Source organism: Tabrizicola flagellatus (assembly GCF_008271465.1).
Lineage (GTDB): Bacteria > Pseudomonadota > Alphaproteobacteria > Rhodobacterales > Rhodobacteraceae > Tabrizicola > Tabrizicola flagellata.
The window spans coordinates 272795-293797 of the sequence record NZ_VMDU01000002.1 but is presented as its reverse complement, the minus strand read 5'-3'; the positions used below and the strand labels follow the sequence as shown (position 1 = coordinate 293797).

16 protein-coding genes are annotated in these 21003 nt (G+C 68.9%); 5 read left to right on the top strand and 11 right to left on the bottom strand.

Annotation, left to right across the window (positions count from 1 at the left end):
* Positions 1–58 precede the first annotated feature (58 nt).
* From FL625_RS04540 to lysA, 3 genes are all read right to left on the bottom strand, one after another.
* Positions 59–2467, bottom strand: a complete 2409-nt coding sequence (locus tag FL625_RS04540; protein ID WP_160147730.1) for an AMP-binding protein — start codon at positions 2465–2467, stop codon at positions 59–61.
* Between the two features lie 202 nt (positions 2468–2669).
* Positions 2670–5276 (bottom strand): TIGR02302 family protein, encoded by a 2607-nt coding sequence (locus tag FL625_RS04535; RefSeq protein ID WP_235019311.1) that lies wholly within the window; start codon positions 5274–5276, stop codon positions 2670–2672.
* Between the two features lie 27 nt (positions 5277–5303).
* Positions 5304–6569, bottom strand: coding sequence for a diaminopimelate decarboxylase (gene lysA / locus FL625_RS04530; protein WP_149587436.1), 1266 nt, complete (start codon positions 6567–6569; stop codon positions 5304–5306).
* A gap of 144 nt (positions 6570–6713) precedes the next feature.
* Between lysA and FL625_RS04525 the strand changes: the two genes are divergently transcribed.
* The gene (locus tag FL625_RS04525) at positions 6714–7748 is read left to right on the top strand and encodes a LacI family DNA-binding transcriptional regulator (protein ID WP_149587701.1); all 1035 of its coding nucleotides are present in this window, start codon (positions 6714–6716) and stop codon (positions 7746–7748) included.
* Here the strand turns inward: FL625_RS04525 and FL625_RS04520 are convergent.
* From FL625_RS04520 to FL625_RS04510, 3 genes are read right to left on the bottom strand one after another with little or no spacing between them, the layout of a single operon-like run.
* A complete protein-coding gene (locus tag FL625_RS04520; RefSeq protein ID WP_149587435.1) occupies positions 7745–8878 on the bottom strand; it encodes a Gfo/Idh/MocA family protein in 1134 nt (377 codons plus the stop codon). The two genes, FL625_RS04525 and FL625_RS04520, sit on opposite strands and share 4 nt — an antisense overlap.
* An 8-nt stretch (positions 8879–8886) precedes the next feature.
* On the bottom strand, positions 8887–9777 hold the full coding sequence (locus FL625_RS04515; RefSeq protein ID WP_149587434.1) for a TIM barrel protein: 891 nt from the start codon (positions 9775–9777) through the stop codon (positions 8887–8889).
* A gap of 7 nt (positions 9778–9784) precedes the next feature.
* Positions 9785–10900 (bottom strand): Gfo/Idh/MocA family protein, encoded by a 1116-nt coding sequence (locus FL625_RS04510; RefSeq protein ID WP_200833881.1) that lies wholly within the window; start codon positions 10898–10900, stop codon positions 9785–9787.
* Between the two features lie 109 nt (positions 10901–11009).
* Here FL625_RS04510 and iolC point away from each other — a divergent pair, with 109 nt between their 5' ends.
* From iolC to FL625_RS04495, 3 genes are read left to right on the top strand one after another with little or no spacing between them, the layout of a single operon-like run.
* Entirely contained in the window at positions 11010–12011 is a 1002-nt protein-coding gene (gene iolC / locus FL625_RS04505; protein WP_149587432.1) for a 5-dehydro-2-deoxygluconokinase, read from the top strand.
* A complete protein-coding gene (locus tag FL625_RS04500) occupies positions 11992–12831 on the top strand; it encodes a 5-deoxy-glucuronate isomerase (protein WP_149587431.1) in 840 nt (279 codons plus the stop codon). The genes iolC and FL625_RS04500 overlap by 20 nt, the downstream gene beginning before the upstream one ends.
* Positions 12828–13667: a class II fructose-bisphosphate aldolase gene (locus tag FL625_RS04495; RefSeq protein ID WP_149587430.1), complete on the top strand. Its 840-nt coding sequence runs from the start codon at positions 12828–12830 to the stop codon at positions 13665–13667. The genes FL625_RS04500 and FL625_RS04495 overlap by 4 nt, the downstream gene beginning before the upstream one ends.
* Positions 13668–13924: 257 nt before the next feature.
* Here the strand turns inward: FL625_RS04495 and FL625_RS04490 are convergent, their stop codons facing one another.
* The 3 genes from FL625_RS04490 to FL625_RS04480 are packed head-to-tail and all read right to left on the bottom strand — an operon-like array spanning position 13925 to position 17520.
* Positions 13925–14968, bottom strand: coding sequence for a substrate-binding domain-containing protein (locus FL625_RS04490; protein ID WP_149587429.1), 1044 nt, complete (start codon positions 14966–14968; stop codon positions 13925–13927).
* 27 nt (positions 14969–14995) lie between these two features.
* The gene (locus FL625_RS04485; RefSeq protein ID WP_149587428.1) at positions 14996–16018 is read right to left on the bottom strand and encodes an ABC transporter permease; all 1023 of its coding nucleotides are present in this window, start codon (positions 16016–16018) and stop codon (positions 14996–14998) included.
* An 8-nt stretch (positions 16019–16026) separates the two neighbouring features.
* Positions 16027–17520 carry a sugar ABC transporter ATP-binding protein gene (locus tag FL625_RS04480; protein WP_149587427.1) on the bottom strand — a complete coding sequence of 498 codons (1494 nt, stop codon included), beginning with the start codon at positions 17518–17520 and terminating at the stop codon, positions 16027–16029.
* 124 nt (positions 17521–17644) lie between these two features.
* Here FL625_RS04480 and FL625_RS04475 point away from each other — a divergent pair, with 124 nt between their 5' ends.
* The gene (locus tag FL625_RS04475) at positions 17645–18640 is read left to right on the top strand and encodes a LacI family DNA-binding transcriptional regulator (RefSeq protein WP_149587426.1); all 996 of its coding nucleotides are present in this window, start codon (positions 17645–17647) and stop codon (positions 18638–18640) included.
* 74 nt (positions 18641–18714) lie between these two features.
* Here the strand turns inward: FL625_RS04475 and gnd are convergent, their stop codons facing one another.
* Both gnd and FL625_RS04465 read right to left on the bottom strand, forming a co-directional pair.
* Entirely contained in the window at positions 18715–20118 is a 1404-nt protein-coding gene (gene gnd, locus FL625_RS04470) for an NADP-dependent phosphogluconate dehydrogenase (RefSeq protein ID WP_200833880.1), read from the bottom strand.
* On the bottom strand, positions 20109–20999 hold the full coding sequence (locus FL625_RS04465; protein ID WP_149587424.1) for an SMP-30/gluconolactonase/LRE family protein: 891 nt from the start codon (positions 20997–20999) through the stop codon (positions 20109–20111). Before FL625_RS04465 ends, gnd begins: the two co-directional genes overlap by 10 nt.
* Between the last annotated feature and the right edge of the window lie 4 nt (positions 21000–21003).

Genomic DNA, 21003 nt, shown 5'->3' with positions numbered 1-21003 from the left:
CTTTGGGGGGAGGGAAGCGCATCGCGGTTAAGGGCGGGTGAGGGGCGCGGACGCCCCCCTATTCGGCGGGGACAGCCTGGCGGCGGGGCTTGAGGACGAGCTTCTCGGCCCAGGCGTAGAGGTGGGCGAAGATGATCGCGACGATGATCGACAGGATCAGGGCGAGCCAGGGGCGATGCTCGCCGAAGATTTTGTCGACCAGCGAGATCATCTGATAGTGCGTCAGGTACATGAACATCGAGGCGCCGGCGATTTCGGCGATGATGACCTTGACCGGGGCGGGGACGGTGAAGCTGCGGATGAAGAGGACCGCGATGCAGCCGCCGGCGACGTAGAAGGCGGCCGAGGTCAGATGCCAGTAGGCGAAGACGGTGACGAGCGACAGCGCGAGGGCGAAGAGGCGCGAGGGCAGGTCCTTGGCGGTGGCGAGGACCATGCCGAGGGCGAAGCACCAGCCGTAGTGCCAGGGCGTGCGGTCGTAGTTGTAGTCGCCGGTCCAGATCTGCTCGATGCCGTAGTCGAGCGCGGCGGTGGCGAGGAAGAAGAGGACGGCGCTGAGCATGGGGCGCGCGGCGAAGGCCCGGCGCACGGGGGCGAAGGAGAAGAAGAGGGCGGCCAGGATCAGGATCTGGATGTAGAACTCGACGAAGTAGAAGGTGTAGCCGCGGATCGTGTTCGGATCGACGTAGTTCGACACGAGGAGCAGCGAGGGCCATTCGAACTTGCGGGTGGCAAGCTCGAGGAAGACCCCCATCAGGATGGTCGGGATCGCGACGTAGCGGATCGTGCCCCAGATCGTCCGGGTGCTGCCGGAGCGGAGGATCTCGGGCAGCTGGAAGCGGGCGACGGAGTAGCCGGCCAGCATGACCAGGAAATAGGCCGCGCCCCAGTTCGAGGAATAGACAAAGGCCTCGGTATGCAGCGCGACGATGCAGATCATGAAGAAGGCGCGGGCCAGGGTCACCGTCTCGAGCCGCCGCCAGGAGGAGGTGTCGCGGGCATCGGCATGGGCCTGGAGCTGGGCGACGGTCAGCTTCTCCCAGTCGTCGGGCAGCTGGCCGAAGCGGGACTCGTAGGCCAGCGTGAACTGGATGTAGTGCAGGGAATCACCGCCGAGGCTTTCGAATGTGTCGTCGGGACCGACCGTCTCGCCAGCGAATTCGTGCTGGAAGAGCGAGCGGACATCTGTGATCTCGCCACGGGCGCGGGTCGGGGGAGCGGTGACCCTGCGCTGGGCGAACTGTTCGGCCAGGACACGGCGCTGGACCTTGCCGGTGCCGGTGACGGGCAGCGAGTCCAGCGCCATGACATGCAGCGCGCTGCCGGCGGAGATGCCCATCTCGGCCAGCGCGGCGGTCGCGGCCTGTTTGACGAGGGCGGTCTGGTCCTCGGGTCCGGCCAGCGCCACCAGCACGCCATCGCCGCGCTGGGGGTCGGGCACCTTGGCCACAGCGATCGCAAGGCCGGGTTTCAGCCGGGCGCGGATGCGGTCTTCCAGCTGGTCGGGCACGATCTTCTGGCCACCGCAGTTGATCAGGTCGTCGGCGCGGCCGTCGAAGAACAGGTAACCCTCGGTCAGATGCCCGAGGTCGTTGGTCTGAAGCCAGCCCTCGGCGTCGGTCAGCTCGTGCAGGCCCTCGGCGTCGATCCGGTAGCGGGCGACCTGGGGGCCGCGGATGCGGATGCGGCCGTCGGCGGAAAGCGCAACCTCGCCCTCGCCCACCGGACGCCCGACCGAGTCGAGCATCGCGTCGGGAGCCTCCGAGATCACGAGGAAGGTGCTGCGCGAGGCCTCGGTCAGGCCGTAGTGCTGGACGATCCGGGCACTGGGAAACATCGCGCGGACCTGGCGCTTTTCCTCGGCCGTCATGGCCTGCGAGCCGATTTCCAGCCAGCGCAGCGCCTTGCCGGCCTCGCCGATGATCGAGGGGTCCGACAGGAGAATACGCAAGAGCGTCGGCACGGCGGACAGTGCGTTGACCTCGCCCGAAGCCAGCATCCGCGCAAGTTCCGCCGGATCGAAGCCGCGCGGCGGGATGTAGGCCAGCCCGCCAACGGCGCTGACCGCGCGAAAGCGGGCCATGCCGAAGCTGAAGGTCGCGGGCACGCCGACATATTCCCGGACCTCGTCGGTCATCCGCATCACCTCGATGATGCGCTCGGTGGTGTAGCCGAGATTGCGGTAGGTCAGAAGGATGCCCTTCGGCAGACCCTCGGTGCCCGAGGTGTAGCTGACTTGCGCCGGCAGATCGTCGAGGATCACCGGATGCTGCGCGGCAAGCCAGCCCGATCCTTCGCCGGGATCGATGCAGCGGTCGACCTTCAATCCGGGCAACCGTGCGGCCTGGTCGGCATCAGACACCAGCACCACCGGCCGGCGGTCGGCGTAGAGCGAGAACAGCCGTTCGACAAAGGCGATGGAGTTTCGGCGGACCACGGCGGTGGCTTCAAGCGTCCTGGGTTCCATCTCTCGACCTGCAAATGGCTGAAGGAGACCGGGCGTCTCCACGGTATTGGTAGCGGGCATTGTTGACAAAACCTTGTTCCGAAAACGGCGGACTACAGCAATGTCCCACCACGAAAAACATTCGTTTCGCGAAGGGCTTATATGGCTAGGATCGAAAGCGCCGGCCTGTCAATGAGTCGCGCGAGGCTCGCACAGGCGTGATCTAGAACATCTGCAACAGGCGCTTGAGGTAATCCAGTTCCTCGAGCGGCCGGGCCAGTTCGCCCGAGCGGCGGCGGATTTCATCGAGCAGTTCCTGGGCGCGCTGGTCGGGGTCGTTCTGCACCATGTTCTCGTCCGAGCCGATGCGGGCGGTTTCGCCCTGGCGGCGGCCCAGCGGGTCGGTGCCGTTCGGATCGGCCGAACCGAATTCGCGGTCGCCGCCCTGGGCATCGCGGTTCTGGCGCTGTTCCTCGGCAAGGGCCTGCCCGAACTGCTGCATCCCGTCGCGCAGCGCCTCCATCGCCTCGGCCTGGCGGTCGAGAGCGCCGTCGAGGTCGCCGTCGCGGAGCGCCTCCTCGGCCTGTTCCATCGCGCGGCCGGCGCGGTCGAGGCTGCGGCGGCCCTCCTCGCCCTGTTCGGTGCCGTCGCCGGGCAACTGGCCCTGCTGGAGCTGGTTCAGCCGCTGGCGCAATTCGCGCTGGCGGTCGGACAGGCTGCGGTCGTCGGTGGCCCCGCCCTGGCCGCCCTGCTGGTCCTGCCCATCCTGGCCCTGGCCCTGTTCCTGACCGGGTTGCTGGCCCTGCCCCTGCTGGTCCTGGCCCTGCTGTTGCCCCTGGCCCTGCTGATCCTGGTTGCGCGGCACGCCCTGCAGGTCGCGGAAGGCATCGTCCGACAGGTCCTGCTGGTCGCGCAGCGTCTGGCCGAGGTCGTTCATCGGGCCGTTCTGCCCCTGGCCCTGCCCCTGCTGGCCCTGCACCACCTGCATGTTCTGCATCAGCTGGCGCAGCTGTTCCATCAGCTCGGCCGCCTCGGCGGTGCGGCCCTGCTCCATCAGCTCTTGCAGCTTGTCGAGCATCTCCTGCAGCTGGTCGCCCGACATCATCTGGCCCTGCATCATCTGCTGCTGCTGCTGGTCGCCGGGGTTGCGCTGCGCCTCTTGCGCCAGTTCGCGCATGTATTCGTTCAGCGCCTGCTGCATTTCCTTCATCAGCTGGTCGATTTCCTCGGGCGAGGCGCCGTTCCTGATCGCCTCGTCCAGCCGGTCCTGCGCACGTTGCAGGCGTTCGAAGGCGGATTGCAGATTCCCTTCCTCGACCATCAGCGCGATGGTCCAGAGCTTTTCGGCGATGGCGTCGCGGGCCTCGGTCGAGAGGCTGGCCTGCTGCGCCTCGAGGTCGCGCATCAGGACGCGCAGATGCAGGAAGGCGCGGTCGTGGCGGATGAAGCCCTCGGGGCGGTTGGTGACGGCCTTGAGGAGTTCCAGCGCGCGGGGAGCGTTGACGCGGTTCCACAGGATGTCGCGGCGCATCTCGATCAGCGCGGCGGCCAGCGGGTCGAAGAACCGCTTGCCGTGCAGCGTGACCTGGTAGGGGGCCGAGGAGCCCTCGTTCCCGCCGGCGTCGGCGACGGTGAAGGTCATGGTGACCGGCAGGTTGGCGAAGACATGTTTCGACAGGTCGTCGACCAGGGTCGAGGTCAGTTCGGTGCGGCTGCCCTTGCGCGGCATCGGCAGGTCGAGGGTGACGGGGTCCACGGGTTCGGGATCGACGGTCAGGCCGTGGCGGCGGTCGATCTTCGCGAGGTCGAGCGTGATGGTCACGCGGCCGGCGGTGACGCCGTAGTCGTCGCTGGCCTTGAACGACTGCTTGAAGCGGCCATCGGCCTCGCGCACCATGTCGCCGGTGACCTCGACGGTAGGGGCGCGGTCGGGGATGGCGGTGATCTGCCATTCGCGCCCGCCGGGGCCCTCGATGGCGAGGTCGCCGGAGCGGGTGACGGTCAGGTCGTGGACGCCCTGCATGGCGTTCGGGACGGCGGCGGCGGGGGTGACGCTGGCACCGCCGGGCGCGGGGTCGGGCGGGGGCGGGGCATCGGCGACGGTCTGGCGGACGGTGAGGTCGCCTTCCGGGCCGTAGAGCCGGATCTGGACCCGGGTGCCGGAGGGCAGGTCGAGCGCGGGGTCGGTCACCTCGTTCAGGTAGAGCGAGGGCTTGCCGGTATAGGCCGGGGGCTGGGCCCAGGCCTCCCAGCTGGGGCCGCCGGGCATGGCGACGGCGGCGCCGGGGGTGAGGCCGGCGACGGACCCCGCGCGCCAGAAGGATCCGAAGAGCGCGGCCATGACGAAGGCGGTCAGGGCGACGTAGCGCAGGGAATAGCGGTCGCGCGAGGACAGGCGCAGGTCGGGCTGGACGGGGCGGGCGCCGGCGGCGCGGGCGGCCATGCGCTCCTGGTGCGCGCGCCAGACGGCGAGCGAGGCGGGGTCATGCGCGCCGATGGCCTGGGTGTCGCGGAGCGCGGCGATGGGCCGGCCGGGCATGGTGGCGTCGATGCGGTCCAGCGCGTCCATCGCCGTCGGCCGGCGGAAGCGGCGGATGCCCCAGGCCAGGAGGATCAGCGCGGCGATGACGACGATGGCCCCGCCCGCCTGGGCATAGTGGAGGGGCCCGAGGTCCTGCACCCCGAAGGCCAGCGCCGAGAGCGTGACGAGCACCAGCGACCAGAGCGGCCAGAAGGCCCGCGCCAGCCGTTCCGCCCAAAGCCCCGCCAGTGTCAGGCGCATCGGCCAGACCAGCGATTTCAGCGGGGGTTGGGGTGTCTCTCCGGTCATCTCACCTGCCTGGGACCGGACCATGCGTCACAGCCATGGGGGGATGGTATCGCGATTGAGGATTTCGTCAAAGCTCGGTCGCGCGCGGATGACGGCGAAGTGATCCCCGTTCACCAGCACCTCGGGCACCAGCGGGCGGGTATTGTATTCGGACGCCATGACCGCGCCATAGGCGCCGGCCGAGCGGAAGGCGACGAGGTCGCCCTCGGCCAGGAGCGGCAGGTCGCGGCCCCTGGCGAAGGTGTCGCCGGTTTCGCAGACCGGGCCGACCACGTCGAATTCCCGCGTCGGCGCGGCGACGGGGGGTTCGGCGACGGGGACGATGTCGTGATGCGCGCCATACATCGAGGGGCGCACGAGGTCGTTCATCGCGGCGTCGAGGATCAGGAAATCCCGCCCCTCGCCGTTCTTCACATAGATCACGCTGGCCACCAGCAGCCCGGCATTGCCCGAGATCAGCCGGCCCGGCTCGATCTCCACCTCGCAGCCGAGATCGCCCACGGTGCGCTTGATCAGCGCGCCGTAGTCGGTGGGCAGGGGCGGCGCCTCGTTCGAGCGGGTATAGGGGATGCCGAGGCCGCCGCCGAGGTCGAGGCGGGTGATCGTGTGGCCCTCGGCGCGCAGGCGGCGGGTGAGGTCGGCGACCTTGAGATAGGCCTGCTCGAAAGGTTCCAGTTCGGTCAGCTGGCTGCCGATGTGGACGTCGATGCCGACAACCTTGATGCCCGGCAGGGCGGCGGCCTCGGCATAGACCTCGGAGGCGCGGGCGATGGGGATGCCGAACTTGTTTTCCTTCTTGCCGGTGGCGATCTTTTCATGCGTCCGCGCGTCCACGTCCGGGTTGACGCGGATGGTGATTGGCGCGGTCAGGCCCAGCGAGGTCGCCACCTCGGACAGGGCGCGCAGTTCGGGTTCGCTTTCGACGTTGAACTGGCGGATGCCGCCGGTGAGAGCGAGCCGCATCTCTTCGCGCGTTTTCCCCACACCCGAGAACACGATGCGCTCGCCCGGCACGCCGGCAGCCTTCGCGCGCAGATATTCCCCGCCCGAGACCACATCCATCCCCGCGCCGAGGTTGCCGAGCGTCCTGAGCACCGCGACGTTCGACAGCGACTTGATCGCGAAGCAGACGAGATGCGGCAGGGGGCTGAGCGCCTCGGTGAAGAGGTGGTAGTGCCGGGTCAGCGTGGCGGTGGAATAGACATAGAAGGGTGTGCCGACCGTGGCGGCGATGTCGGGGATCGCCACGCCTTCGGCATGCAGCGTGCCGTTGCGGTAGAGGAAATGGTCCATGGCTGCCCCCCGGGGTCCGTTCCGCGTCGTCATAGCCGGGCGCAAGGGCCCTGCAAAGGGCGCATTTCGTGCCCCTGACCCGCCGGTTTGCAGCGGCGGAGCGGCATGTATAGTGGCGGGGCAGGCGAACGGGAGCGGCGGGCGATGGCGGTGACGCTGAAAGAGGTGGCGGAACGGGCGGGCGTGTCGCGCTCGGCCGTGTCGCGCAGCTTTACGCCCGGGGCCTCGGTCTCGGCCCGGACCCGGGCCAAGGTGGAGAAGGCGGCGGCGGAACTGGGCTATGCGCCGAACGCGCTGGCGTCCAGCCTGACCACCGGACGGACCAAGATGATCGGGCTGGTGGTGAACAACTTCCACAACCCGCTGATGCTGGAGGTGTTCGATCTGTTCACCCGCGGCTTGCAGGATCGGGGGCTGCGGCCCCTGCTGGTGAACCTGACCGATGCGACCGATCCGGCGGCGACGGTCAGGATGCTGCGGCAATATTCGGTGGACGGGGTGATCGTCGCCTCGTCCACCCTGCCACCCAGCTTTGCCGAAGCGTTCCGAAAGGCCGGCCTGCCGGTGGTGCACGCCTTCGGCCGGGCAGGCGGGGCGCCGGATGTGGCCGTCGCCACCATCGACAACCTGGCCTGCGGGCGCATGGCGGCCGAGACGCTGCTGGCGCGGGGCTATCGCCGTCTGGGCTTTCTGGGGGGGCCGGTCGCGGCCAGTTCGACCGAGGACCGCCGCGCGGGGTTCCTCGCGGCGCTGGAAGGGGTGGCGGGGGTCGAGGTCGAGATCAGCCATGCCAGCGCCTATGCCTTCGAGGCGGGACGCGAGGAAATGGAACGTCTGCTGTCCGGGCCGACAGGCCGCAGGGTCGAGGCCTGGTTCTGTGGCGACGACCTTCTGGCCATCGGCGCCATGAGCGCGATCCGCGCGGCCGGGCTGACGGTGCCCGGGGACATCGGCCTGATCGGGCTGAACGACATGGAGATGGCGCGATGGCCGCTGATCGGGCTGACGACGATCCGCCAGCCGGTGGCCGACATCATCGCCGCGGCGATCGGGATGGTGGTGGCGCGGATCGAGGCGCCGGATCTGCCGCCCGAGGTGCGCATCTTCCCCTGCATCGTGGCGGAGCGGGGAACGCTGCGTCCGGTGGCTGGCGGACCGGCGCCGGGAGCGCGGGCCTAGCGGAACATCGGCGGCCGTGCGTCCACCCAGGCGCCGCCCGCCCTGGCCGAGGCGACGGCTGCGTGGACGGCGGCCATGGACCGCACCCCGTCCGGTGCGCGCGGCAGGCCGTCGCGCGTCTCGCCCCGGATCGCGTCGGCCAGTTCGCAGTAGATGTTGGCCACGGCCATCGGAAAGCCCTCGGGGTGGGCGATGGCCACGCGCGAGAGGCGGCGCGCCTCTTCGGAAAGACCCGCCTCGCCCTTCTCGATGATCTGGGTGCGCCCTCCGACCGGGGTGTAGATCAGCTGGTTCGGCTGTTCGGAGGCCCAGCGGAGGCCGCCGGTTTCGCCGAAGACCTGGATGTCGAAGCCGTGCTGCCGCCCGATGGCCACCGACGAGGTCCAGAGCCTGCCGACGGTGCCCTTGCCCATGCGGAAGTTGACCATGGCATCGTCCTCGAGCTGGCGCGAGGGGATGGTCGAGGCGAAGTCGGCCGAAAGCGTCTGCACCTGGTCGTCGCAGATGAAGCTGGCCATGTGGAGCGCATGGATGCCGCAGTCGGCGAACTGGCCCGAGACGCCGGCCATCGCCGGGTCATAGCGCCAGCGGACGCGGGGGTTGTCGGCATCCGTCGCGTCGCCGTGGTGACCGTGGCTGAAATTGGTAACGACAAGGCGCACCTTCCCGATCTCCCCCGCACGGACCATGGCGCGGGCCTGGCGGATCATCGGATAGGCGGAATAGCAGTAGTTCACCGCGCAGATCCGCCCCGTGCGCTGGGCGATGCGGACGATGTCCTCGCCTTCCTCGACGGTCATGGTCATCGGCTTTTCGCACAGCACATGGAAGCCGGCCTCGAGGAAGGCGCGGGTGATCTCGTAATGGGTGGAGTTCGGGGTGGCCACGGTGACGAGGTCGATGCGATCGGCGCGGCTGCGTTCGCCCTCCAGCATCTCGCGCCAGTCGCCGTAGGCGCGGTCAGGGGCGACGCCGAGGCGCATCGCGAACTCGCGCCCCTCGCGCGGGCGGTGGTCGAAGGCGCCCGCCACCAGGTTGAAATGCCCGTCGGCGAGCGCACCCAGCCGGTGCGCCGGTCCGATCTGGCTGCCCTCGCCGCCGCCGATCATGCCCCAGTTCAGTCTTGCCATGATGAGCCTCAGAAGCCGATGGAGGAAAGATAGTCGCGGTTCTTCCGCGCGTCGTCGATGGGGCTGACATCCAGCGTCGGGTCGCAGTCCTGTTCGACCGTGCACCAGCCCTGATACCCGGCGTCGAGCAGGATCTGCCGCACCGCCGGAAAGTCCACGTCGCCCTTGCCGAGGTTGCAGAAGATGCCCTGGCCGCAGGCGTCGTAGAAGCCGGTGCGGTGCGCGATGACATCGGCCTTCACGGCCGGGTCGATGTCCTTGAAGTGCATGTAGCTGACCCGGCCGATGTGGCGGCGCAGGAAGGCCACCGGGTCGAAGCCGGCATAGGAATGGTGGCCGGTGTCGAGGCAGATCTTCAGGATCTTCTCGTCCACCTCGTCGAGCAGCCGTTCCAGTTCGGGCTCGAAGTCGATGAAGCCTGCGGCATGGGCGTGGATCGAGACGGTGAGGCCGAATTCCTCGGTCCCGAGCCGCGCGACGCTGGCGATGCGGTCGCGGAAGGCGGCCCATTCGGCGGCGTCCATCTGCTCGGCGGCCTCGGCCCGGCCGGCGGTGGGGGCGCGGCGGGGCGAGATGGAATCGATCAGCACCAGGTGCTGCGCGCCATGCGCGGTCAGCGCCCGGCAGGTGCGCCAGGCGGCGTCGCGCACCTCGTCCCAGGCGGCGGGGTCGTGGAAGGGGCGGAACACGACGCCGCCGATGAGGTCGAGCCCGTTCTCTTCCAGCGCGTCGAAGAGGATCGCCGGGTCTTCGGGCATGTAGCCGATGGGGCCGAGCTCGATACCGGTGTAGCCCGCGTCGGCGCAGTCCTTCAGCACCTGGCGCCAGGGCGGGTTGCGCGGGTCGCCCGCGAATTCGACGCCCCAGGAGCAGGGCGCATTGCCGATGCGGATGGTCATGGGATCCTCATGTGGGGGGAACGGGCAGCCATTGCCGGCTGTCGGACGACTGGAAGGCGGTTTCGACCAGCTGCCAGACGGCGAGCCCGTCGCGGAAGCTGGGCCAGACGGGCTGGCCGGAATGGATCGCGGTCAGGAAATCGCGCGCCTCGATGATGATCTGGTCCTGGTAGCCGGTGCCATGGCCGGGGCCCTGGCAGAAGGCGAGGAAATCGGGATGCGCGGGGCCGGTCAGGATGCGGGTGAACCCGCGCGTCGCCTCGGGGCCCTCGGCGCGATAGAGCCAGACGGAGTTCTGATCCTCCTGGTCGAAGCGGATCGCGCCCTTCGTGCCGTGGATCTCATAGGCATAGCCCATCTTCCGCCCCGTGGCCGTGCGGCTGATGTAGAGATGGCCCATCGCACCGCCCGCGAAGCGCAGCATCATCTGGGCGTGGTCGTCGTTCGTCACCGCCTCGGGTCCCGTCGGGCCGGGGCGGGTTGTGTGGATGGTCTCGATCCGCGCCGAAAGCTCGGCCACCGGGCCCATCAGCGCCAGCATGCAGTTGATCGGATGCGGCGCGAGGTCGCCCATGCAGCCGTTCGCCCGGTCCCTGGTCCGCCAGGTGGACGGCAGGGCCGGGTCGGCCAGGAAATCCTCGGTATGTTCGCCGCGGAACCAGGTGATCTCGCCGATGGCGCCTTCGGCGAGAAGCCGGCGGACGAATTGCGTCGCGGGCGTGCGGACATAGTTGAAGCCGATCATGTTCGGCAGGCCGGAAGCTTCGGCGGCGGCGACCATGGCCTGCGCGTCCTCCAGCGAGGCGCCTAGCGGCTTTTCGCAGAACACGGGCTTGCCGGCGGCAAAGGCGGCCTCGGCAATCGCGCGGTGGGTGGACTGGGGCGAGGCGATGACCACCGCCTGCACCCTGGGATCCGCCACGAGATCGCGCCAGTCGGCGGTGCCACGGGCGAAGCCATAGGCCTTGCGGTAGCGTTCGGCGCTGTCGGGACTGGTCGCCGCGATAACCTCGAGCCGGGGGCGCAGCGGCGTGTCGAACACCGCGCCGACGGCAGACAGCGCCACCGCATGCGCCTTGCCCATGTAGCCGCCGCCGACCAGTCCGATCCCGATTTCGGTCATTGGCGGCCTCCCCCAACCGTCATTATTGCAACCGGTTGCAAAATCTGTATCCTCAGTCGGCAAGGCGCGCAAGTCCCGTGTGTGGCGTGCCGCGGGAGGGGGAGACGGCATGGCAGATCTGGCGCGGCTTCGGGGGCGGAGCTTTCTGGTCCTCGGCCGGGCAGGGATGGACCTGTACGCCGATCCCCCCGGCACGCGGATCGAGGAAGCGGCGCGGTTCGTCGCGCATCTGGGCGGGTCCTCGGCCAATATCGCGGTGGCGCTGGTGCGGCAGGGCTGCACGGCGGCGCTGGTGACGCGGGTGTCGGATGATGCGGTGGGGCGGTTCTGTCTGGCGCAGCTGGATGCCTATGGCGTGGACCGGACCCATGCGCGGACCGAGGGCGGCGAGGCGCGCAATTCGCTGGCCGTGGTCGAGACGCGGGCAGCGGACTGCCAGTCGGTGATCTACCGCAACGGGGCGGCGGATTTCGCGATGGGAATGGAGGATGTCGAGGCGGTGGACTACGCGCGCTTCTCGGCGCTGGTGACCACGGGCACGGTGCTTGCGGCGGAACCCTCGCGCTCGGCCACGTTCCGCGCCTTCGATCTGGCGCGCAAGGCGGGGCTGCCCCTGATCTTCGACGTGGACTACCGGCCCTATTCGTGGCCCTCGGCGGCGATGGCCTCGGCGGTCTATTCGCGGGCCGGGGCGATATGCGACGTGATCGTCGGCAATGACGTGGAGTTCGGCTTCATGGCGGGCGATCCGGCGAAGGGGCTGGACAAGGCGCGCAGCCTGATCGCCGAGGGCGCACAGGTCGTCGTCTACAAGATGGGCGAAAAGGGCGCGATCACCATCACCAGGGACGGCGAGTTCGCCACCGGCATCTATCCGACGCGGGCCCTGAAGCCGACCGGGGCCGGGGACAGTTTCCTTGGCGCCTTCGCAGCGGCGCTGGCCGAGGGGCGGGCGCTGCGCGAGGCCGTCCTGCGCGGATCGGCCGCGGCGGCGATGGTCGTGGCTCGCGTCGGCTGCGCCCCGGCGATGCCGACGCGGGCGGACCTGGACGCCTTTCTTGCCGAACACCCCGGACCCGAAGGGACAGAGGATGCACATTCCGCCGCATGACAACCGCAACCAGCCGATCGTGGACCGCGAGCATCCGTTGGTGCCGCTGGTCTATTTCAACATCGTCCGCCTGAAGCCGGGCGAGCATTTCGACTATCGGACTCCGGGCTACGAGACCTGCGTGGTTCCGGCGACGGGGACGGTGACGGTCGAGGTCGGAGGCGAGATCTTCGCCGATATCGGCAACCGGGGCGCCGATGTCTGGGACGGCGAGCCGGAGGGGGTCTATGTCCCCTCGGGCACCGACGCGCGGATCACGGCGCGGACGGAGACGGAGTGTTTCATCGCCGGGGCGAAGTTCGACGAGGCGCTGAGCCCCTTCGCGGTGCGGTCGGGCGATCTGGACGTGGTGCAATACGGGTCGGACGAGACCAAGACCCATCGCAAGATCAAGCACATCCTGGGCACGAAGTACCACGACCGGGTGGGCCGCCTTCTGGTCAGCGAGCTGTTCACCGTGGGCGCGGGCGGCTGGTCGGGGTTCCCGTCGCACAAGCACGACACCGACCGCCTGCCGGACGAGACGCGGCACGACGAATGCTACAACTTCCGCTTCCGTCCCGACTACGGGTCGGGGATGCAGATGCTGCAGCGGGTGGATAACGAACCCGGAGACGCCTATCACATCATGAACCGGTCAACGGTGCTGATCGACAAGGGCTATCACCCCTGCTGCGCGCTGCCGGGCTACGAGATGTATTACTTCACCATTCTCGGCGGCCAGTCGCAGCGCAGCCTGAAGCAGTATTTCCAGCCGACCCATGCGGCGCAGGTGCACACGATCCCGGGGATCATGGACATGGTGGCCAAGTTCAAATGACGCTCGCCACGCTGGCCGATGTGCTGGGTCCGGCGCTGTCGGGCGGCTATGCGGTGCCGGGGCTGGTCTGCCTGGGTTGGGAGGATGCGCGGGCCTATGTCCGCGCGGCCGAGGCGGAAAGCGCTCCGGTGATCCTGCATGCCGGGCCGGGGGCGCGGGCGCACATGCCGGTGGCGGTCTGGGGGGCGATGTTCCGGGAGCTGGCGGAAGGCGCCTCGGTCCCGGTGGTGTCGCATCTGGACCATGGGCAGACGGTCGCGGACTGTCGGGCGGCGATCGCGGCGGGGTTCACCTCGGTGATGATCGACGGCTCGGCGCTGGCGCTGGAAGAGAACATCGCGCTGACGGCCGAGGTCGTGGCGCTGGCCCATGCGGCGGGGGTGTCCTGCGAGGGCGAGCTGGGCGTCGTGGGCTATGCCGGGGGGAAGGAGTCGACCGGCACCGACCCGGAGGAGGCGGCGCGGTTCGTCCGCGAGACGGGGGTGGACGCGCTGGCGGTGTCGGTGGGGAACGTGCACCTGCAACAGGGCGCGGGTCGGGGGCTGGACCTCGGGTTGATCCGCCGGATCGAGGCGGCGACCCCGGTGCCCCTGGTGATCCATGGCGGGTCGGGGGTGCCGGTGGAGCAACGGGCGGCCCTGGCGGCGGGATCGCGGATCGCCAAGTTCAACATCGGGACGGAGCTGCGCATGGCCTTCGGCGCGGCCCTGCGCGAGGCGGTGGCGAAAGATCCGGGCCGGTTCGACCGGATCGCCATCCTGCGCGACACCGAGGAGCCGATGATGCAGGCCGCGCGGGCAGTGTTCCGGGGGATGGGGGCGTCTGGGCGCGGGTAGCCCTGAAACCGGCTAATCGCCGTTGCGGTGAGCGGGACAAGACGACGGCACTGCCGTCGGCCCCGCTCATGCGGGGCGGTCCGGCTGGCTCCTTGGCCACCGAGAGGTGACAGAGGGCAGCGCCCGACCTGGCGGGCGAGAAGCGCCCGCCGTGGGCGGGGCGGGCGCTGCCCGGGGGCTTTGGGCCCCCGGGCTCAACTGCGCGATCTGTTGCGCTGCGGCAGGGGCGATGGCCCCTGCCGGAACTGAGTGTCAGGTCATTTCCCCCAGATTGCGGCATAGGCCTCGCGGTAGCCGTTGTTCGGGTCGAAGGCGTTGCCCTCGGTGCCCTTGAGGCCCTCTTCGGTCACCAGCGCGGGGGCGGTGATGTAGCCCGAGCAGGGTTCGCCCTGGATGGCGCGGTTCAATTCGTCCACCAGTTGCCAGCCTTGCAGGTTCAGCGGTTCGGCCACCGTGACGGCCTGATACTGCCCGGTGCGGATGCGCTGGAAGGCGGCCTCGGACCCGTCGCCGGCCGAACCGGCCTTGGGCGCGCCCCGGCCGTCGATCCCGGCGGCGGCGAGCGAGGGGCCCATGAAGTCGAAGTAGAGGTCGTTGATCGCGAGCGAATGAGTCCACGACGCGCCGTACTTCTGCAGAAGCGTGGTGGTCAGCGGGCCCATCCGGGTCGAGGTTTCGGCGATGGGCGTATCGACGTATTCAAGGACGGTGCCGCCCGCGTCCTCGATGGCCTTCTTCATCCGGTCGGCCTTGTCGATGGCGATCTGGTAGGTGGAATCGGTGAAGATCACCACGCCCGGCTTGCCGCCGGCATCGTCGATGGCCCACTTGGCCGCCACGTCCGACACCTGCATCGCATCGGTCGAGACGTTGGCGAAGATGCCGCCCGGCGCGTCGCAGCCGATCTTCGGGCCCGAGTGCCAGGAGACCATCGGGATGCCCGCGGCGGTCACGCCCTCAAGCGCCGCGGCCTGTTCGGCGGCGTCGAAGCCGTTGATGACGATGCCGTCGGGGTTCAAGGCCAGCGCCTGCCCCACGGCGGCCGAGCGGCTTTGCACCGAACCCGCGCCGTCCAGCACTTTCACCGTCCAGCCGATCTTCGCCGCGGCTTCCTCGATCCCGTTGGTCACGCCCAGGATACCGCCGTTCTTCATGTCGGCGGCGAGGACGACGATGGTCTTGCCCTCGGCGGCCTTGGGGCCGGTGGTCGGGCCGTCGAAGGCGTCTTGCGCGAAGGCCGCGCCCGAAAGGGCAAGGGCCGTTCCCGCAAGGAGCGTTTGCAGCAGGGTCCGTTTCAGCATTGGTGGTTCCTCCCTAACATGCTGTAGTTATTTCGACTTCGCGCCTTTCTTGCGCTGGGCGTATCCGGCGATGCCGATTGCGATGAGAAGCGTGGTGCCGTTGAAGAGCGGCTCCACCCAGAACGAGCCGCCGAACTGCTGGATGCCCGAGATGCCGACGGCGAGGATCATCACGCCGACGATGGTGCCCCAGACGTTGACTCGGCCGGGCTTGATGGTGGTCGAGCCGAGGAAGGCCCCGACAAGGGCGGGGAGCAGGAATTCTAGACCGACGCTCGCCTGCCCGATCCGCAGTTTCGAGGCGAGTAGGACGCCCGCGAGCGCGGTCAGGGCGCCCGAGGTCACGAAGGCTCCGATCACGAACTTGCGGGTCGGGATGCCGTTCAGTTCCGCCGCGCGCTGGTTGGCGCCGATGGCATAGAGGTAGCGACCGATGGGGGTGTAGTCGAGGACGACCCAGAGGATCAGGGTGATGGCGAGAACGTAGAAGGCAGTGATCGGCAGGCCGAGGACGAAGGTGCCGTTGATCGCGTAGAAGGCATCGGGAAGCTGGCCGACCATCTGGCGGCCGCCGGTGTGCCAGAGCGCGATGGAGTAGAGGATCGTCCCGGTCCCCAGGGTGGCGATGAAGCTGTCGATGCGGGCGACCTCGACGAGGAGGCCGTTGAGGGCTCCGACCACGATCCCGAGCAACAGGACCACGGCGACGGCGATGGGCCATGGGAGGCCGAACATGGTCTGCAAGGAGAACGCCAGGATGTGCCAGAGCACGATGCCGTAGCCCACGGTCAGGTCGATGCGGCCCGCGACCATCGGGATCATCGCGGCAAGGGAGAGCAGCGCAATGATCGCCTTTTCCGACAGGATAGAGCGGAGGTTGAGGAGCGTCGGGAAGGTGTTGGGCAGGAGAATCGAGAAGAACAGGATCAGCGCCACCATCAGGATGACAAGGCCGTAGGTCGGCGCGAGGCGGGCGAGTTTCGCGCCCGAGGAAAGGCCGCGGAGTTCGTCCTTGGTGGGCTCGACGGCGTTGGATTCGATACCGGGCATCTTCGTCCTCAGGCGGCTTCACCGGCCGATGCGGCCTGGATCAGGGATTCGGTGGAAAGTTCGACGCCGGTCAGTTCCGCGACGGGGAGGCCCCGGCTGAACACGATGGCGCGGTGGCAGATGTTGGCGATCTCCTCGAAATCGGTGGAGACGACGAGCACCCCCATGCCGGAAGCGAGGGCCTGATAGAGGAGGTGGTAGATCTCGGCCTTGGCGCCGACATCCACGCCCGCGGTCGGGTCTTCGGTGACGAGGAGGCGGCGGCCGGAATCGAGCCAGCGGCCCACCACGACCTTCTGCTGGTTGCCGCCGGAAAGGGCCTCGATGGCCAGCGTCGGGTCGTTCGGGGACAGGCCGACGCGGGTGCCGATGGCTTTCGCAAGGCCTTCCTCGCGGCCGGCGGACATCAGGGACAGAAGGCCGCGCCCGGTGGCGGAGGGGTTGAGGAAGGCGTTCTCGCGGATCGCCATGCCGGGGGCGACGCTTTCGCCGACGCGGTCGCGGGCGACGAGGCCGATGCCGGAGCGCATGGCGGTTTGCGCGGTGCGCAGGTCGGGCTGCCTGCCGTCGAGGGTGATGCGTCCGGTGTGGGGGATGACGCCGAAGAGGGCGCGGCCGATGTCTTCGTGGCCCGCGCCGCGCAGGCCCGCGAGGCCGAGAAGCTCGCCGCGCTTGATCTGGAAGCTGACGGGGCCGACGGCGGGGGTCTTGAGGCCTTGCACTTCGAGGATGGCGGAGCCGTCCTGGACCGGGGGCCGGGCGATCTCGCGCGCCTTGCGGCCGACGATGAGCGAGACGAGTTCCTCGGGCGTGGTATGTTCCACCGGGCGCATGCCGACCATCTGGCCATCGCGGAGGACGGCGACGCGGTCGGCGATGCGGAAGATCTCGTCCAGGCGGTGGCTGACGTAGATCATGCCCACACCCTTTGCCTTCAGGGGGCGGAGGGCGGAAAAGAGAAGCTCCACCTCGTCGGCGGGCAGGCTGGCGGTGGGCTCGTCGAGGACCAGGAAGTCGCAGTCGGCGGCGAGCGCCCGGGCGATGGCGACCAGGGATTTCTGGGTGCGGGTCAGGCTGGAGACGCGGGCGGTTGCGGGGAATTCGGCCTTGACGAGCTTCAGCGCCTCGTCGGCGCGGGCCTCGGTCGCGGTCCAGTCGATGCGACCGGCGCGGCGGACGTAGCCAAGGGCGAGGGCGATGTTTTCCGCAACCGACATCCAGTCGATCAGGCCGAGGTCCTGGTGGATGAAGGCGACCTTCTGGCCCCCCGCCTTTCCGGCTTCGTGCGCGTAAGGGACGCCGTCGATCAGCACGCCGCCTTCGTCGGGGCGGTGGATGCCGCCGAGGGTCTTGATGAGGGTGGATTTCCCCGCGCCGTTTTCGCCCAAGAGCGCCACGATCTCGCCGCGCGCGACCTTCAGCGACACGCCTTTCAGCGCCTGGGTCCCGCCGAAGGACTTGATGATGCGGTCGAAGAACAGGCCGTCGGACGACGGTTGCATGGACGGCTTCCTCCCCTTTCCGGCAGTGCCCCGATCTTGCGTCAGGTTTACCGGTAACGTAGGTTAGGGTGAGCCTGAGGTGCTTCCGAGTCAAGCGAAAAGTTATCGATAACATGGATCGCGGATGAAGGCCAATCTGGAGGACATCGCCAAGGCGGCGGGGGTGTCGAAGATGACCGTCAGCCGGGTCTTGCGCGGCGGCACGGGGTTTTCCGACGAGACACGAGACCGGGTGGTCAAGGTCGCGGAAAGACTGGGATATGTCCCGAACAAGCTGGCGGCGGCCTTCGGTTCTTATCAGGCGAGCACGCTGGTCGGGATGTGCGTGCCGCGCCTGACATCGGGCCTGTTCGCGCATGTGCTGGACGGGGTGGACCGGGCGCTGAGCCGGCTGGGATACCAGCTGATGATCGGGGCCAACAATCATTCCACCGCCGAGGAGGAGGCCTGGGTACGCCAGATCGCCAGCTGGCGTCCGGCGGGACTGATTCTGTCGGGGCGGAACCATACGCCGGCGACGGTGGACCTGCTGCGGCAGGTGGCGGTGCCGGTGGTGGAGATCTGGGACCTGACGACCAGCCCGATCGACATGTCGGTGGGATTCTCGCACTACGACTGCGGGGTGGAGATGGGGCAGTTCCTGCTCCGCCGCGGGCGGCGGCGGGCGGGCTATGTGGGCGCCTTGGCGCGGGCCGACGTGATGGGCCAGGCGCGGCTGGAGGGGTTCCAGGCGGTGCTGGCGCAGGCGGGCGCGCCTTTGGTGGACCGCGAGGTGCTCTTGGACATGCCGGGGTTCTATGCGGGGTATTACGGGCTGGAGGTGCTGCTGACACGGACGCCGGACCTGGACGTCGTCTATTTCCACAACGACGACATGGCGGTGGGGGGCCTCGCCTATGCGCAGGCAAAGGGAATCCGGGTGCCGGAGGACCTGGGGATCGCCGGTTGGGGGGGGATGGAGGCGGCGTCGATCCTGCCGAAGCGGCTGACGACGACAGTGGTGCCGACGACGGCCATCGGGAAGGCGGCGGCCGAGGCGCTGGTGGCGCGGCTGAAGGGAGAGCCGGGGCAGGAGGTGACGGTGGTCCCGACACGGCTGGTGCCGGGCGAGACGGGGTAGCGGGGCGCGGAGTTTTCGAAAACTCCGCGACGGAGCCTTTGAAGGCTCCGGTCCGATTTCTTTGAAGAAATCGGTTACGCCTGCGCCCAGGGGCCGTGGTGGAGGTCCTTGCCGTCCAGCCGGTCGAAGCCGTGCAGGCCGAAGAAATCACGCTGCGCCTGGATCATGTTCGCTGTCCCCCGCGCGGTGCGCATCGCGTCGAACCAGGCGAGGCCCGCCGACAGCGCGGGCAATGCGTGGCCGTGCAGCGCCGCTGCCGCCACGATGCGGCGGAGGGCGGGGAGGCAGCGCTTGATCTCGGCCGTGAAGCGGGGGGCGAGGATGAGGTTGCGCGCGGGGTCTTCGGTCAGGGCTTGCGCCATGGCGTCGAGCATCGAGGACCGGATGATGCAGCCCGCGCGCCAGACCCTTGCGATGGCGGGCAGTTGCAGGTCCCAGCCGAAGGCGACCCCGGCGGCGGCGGTCATGGTGAAGCCTTGGGCGTAGCATAGGATCTTGCCGGCGGTGAGCGCATCCTGGAGGTCGGCCAGCGTCACCCCGGGCGTGGGTTCCGGCGCGGGTCCATAGACCGCCTCGCCCGCGCGGCGTTCGTCGAGCCGGGCCGAGATGTTGCGGGCGGCGACGGCGGCCTCGATCACCGGGATCGGGGCAGAGAGGTGCTGCGCCTCGATCGCGGTCCAGCGGCCGGTGCCCTTCTGCCCCGCCTTGTCGAGGATCACGTCAAGGAGTGCGGCTCCGGTGAGCGGGTCCTTCGCGGCGGCGACTTCGGCCGAGATTTCAATGAGGTAGCTTTGCAGGACGCCCCTGTTCCAGTCGGCGAAGGTCTCGGCGATGCGGTGGGCGGAAAGGTGAAGGCCGTCGCGCATGATGCCGTAGACTTCGGCGATCATCTGCATGTCGGCGTATTCGATGCCGTTGTGGACGGTCTTGACGAAATGGCCGGCTCCCGCCGGACCCATCCAGTCGGCGCAGGGCTGGTCCTTGTGTTTCGCGGCGATGGCGTGAAGGACCGGGGCGATGCGGTCCCAATCCTCGCGCGCGCCCCCTCCCATGATCGCGGGGCCGTGGCGGGCACCCTCTTCCCCGCCCGAGACGCCCATGCCGAGGAAGCGGAACGGCAGGCCGGCGGCGGCGCGGCGGTTGGTGTCGTGGAAGTTGGCGTTGCCCGCGTCGATCACCAGGTCGTCGGGGGAGAGGTGCGGCGTCAGCGCAGCGAGCATGTCGTCCACGGCGGGGCCTGCGGGGACCATCAGGATGATGGCGCGCGGCGGGGCCATGGCGGCAACGAGGTCGGCGAGGGAGTCGGCGGGGGTGATGCGGTCGGCCAGCTCTCCGGCGCCGGCCTTGAAGGCGTGGGTGACGCTGGTCGTCCGGTTCCAGACGGCGATGGGAAAGCCCTTTTCGGCGATGTTCAGCGCCAGCGCCGCGCCCATGGTGCCAAGGCCGATCAGGCCGGTCTGCGGTTTCGTCACGGCCATTGCACTCCGTTGCGGTTGAGGACGACGGAATAGAGGCTGGTCGTCGCGGTGATGAACAGCCGGTGCTTGGCCCGGCCGCCGAAGCAGATGTTGGACACGATCTCGGGCACCAGGATCTTGCCGAGGAGCCGCCCGTCCGGCGCGATGCAATGCACGCCGTCCCCGGCCGAGGACCAGACGTTGCCGTCGCTGTCCACCCGGATGCCATCGGCGCAGCCCCGGTCGATGGTGTGAAACAGGCGCCCGTTCACCGGACGGCCATTCACCATGTCGAAGACGCGAATGTGCTGCGGGTCGCTTTCATGCATCCGCCCGGTGTCGGCGACGTAGAGCCGGCTTTCGTCCGGGCTGAAGGCCAGGCCGTTCGGGCAGGCCATGTCGGTGATGACCCCCTCGATCCCGCCCGAGGGATCCACGCGATAGACCGAACAGGGCAGTTCCTGCGGCGACTTGAAGCCTTCGTAGTCGGTCATGATCCCGTAATGCGGGTCGGTGAACCAGATCGCGCCGTCGCGGGCGACGATCACGTCGTTGGGGCTGTTCAAGGGTTTGCCCTGATAGCTGTCGGCGATGACGGTGATCTGCCCGTCCCATTCCGTCCGCGTTACCCGCCGCGCGCCGTGCTCGCAGCTGACGAGCCGCCCCTGCCGGTCGCGGGTATGCCCGTTGGAATAGTTCGAGGGCTGGCGGAAGGTGGTGATCCCGTCCTCGGTCCAGCGCAGGATGCGGTTGTTGGGGATGTCCGAGAAGAGCAGGCACCCCTGGTCGCCGAACCAGACCGGCCCTTCCGCCCAGTCGAACCCGGTGGCCAGTCGCTTCAGCGGCGCGTTGAACATCACATAACGGGCGAAGGCCGGGTCGTGGGTTTCGAAGAATGACATGGGG

Excerpts from the sequence above, each read along its gene's own strand:
- FL625_RS04480 (WP_149587427.1), bottom strand. The coding sequence starts at position 17,520 with ATGCAACCGTCGTCCGACGGCCTGTTCTTCGACCGCATCATCAAGTCC.
- gnd (WP_200833880.1), bottom strand. The coding sequence starts at position 20,118 with ATGGCCGTGACGAAACCGCAGACCGGCCTGATCGGCCTTGGCACCATG.
- lysA (WP_149587436.1), bottom strand. The coding sequence starts at position 6,569 with ATGGACCATTTCCTCTACCGCAACGGCACGCTGCATGCCGAAGGCGTG.
- FL625_RS04510 (WP_200833881.1), bottom strand. The coding sequence starts at position 10,900 with ATGACCGAAATCGGGATCGGACTGGTCGGCGGCGGCTACATGGGCAAG.
- FL625_RS04525 (WP_149587701.1), top strand. The coding sequence starts at position 6,714 with ATGGCGGTGACGCTGAAAGAGGTGGCGGAACGGGCGGGCGTGTCGCGC.
- FL625_RS04500 (WP_149587431.1), top strand. The coding sequence starts at position 11,992 with ATGCACATTCCGCCGCATGACAACCGCAACCAGCCGATCGTGGACCGC.
- FL625_RS04520 (WP_149587435.1), bottom strand. The coding sequence starts at position 8,878 with ATGGCAAGACTGAACTGGGGCATGATCGGCGGCGGCGAGGGCAGCCAG.
- FL625_RS04535 (WP_235019311.1), bottom strand. The coding sequence starts at position 5,276 with ATGACCGGAGAGACACCCCAACCCCCGCTGAAATCGCTGGTCTGGCCG.
- FL625_RS04475 (WP_149587426.1), top strand. The coding sequence starts at position 17,645 with ATGAAGGCCAATCTGGAGGACATCGCCAAGGCGGCGGGGGTGTCGAAG.
- FL625_RS04485 (WP_149587428.1), bottom strand. The coding sequence starts at position 16,018 with ATGCCCGGTATCGAATCCAACGCCGTCGAGCCCACCAAGGACGAACTC.
- FL625_RS04465 (WP_149587424.1), bottom strand. The coding sequence starts at position 20,999 with ATGTCATTCTTCGAAACCCACGACCCGGCCTTCGCCCGTTATGTGATG.
- FL625_RS04495 (WP_149587430.1), top strand. The coding sequence starts at position 12,828 with ATGACGCTCGCCACGCTGGCCGATGTGCTGGGTCCGGCGCTGTCGGGC.
- iolC (WP_149587432.1), top strand. The coding sequence starts at position 11,010 with ATGGCAGATCTGGCGCGGCTTCGGGGGCGGAGCTTTCTGGTCCTCGGC.
- FL625_RS04540 (WP_160147730.1), bottom strand. The coding sequence starts at position 2,467 with ATGGAACCCAGGACGCTTGAAGCCACCGCCGTGGTCCGCCGAAACTCC.
- FL625_RS04515 (WP_149587434.1), bottom strand. The coding sequence starts at position 9,777 with ATGACCATCCGCATCGGCAATGCGCCCTGCTCCTGGGGCGTCGAATTC.
- FL625_RS04490 (WP_149587429.1), bottom strand. The coding sequence starts at position 14,968 with ATGCTGAAACGGACCCTGCTGCAAACGCTCCTTGCGGGAACGGCCCTT.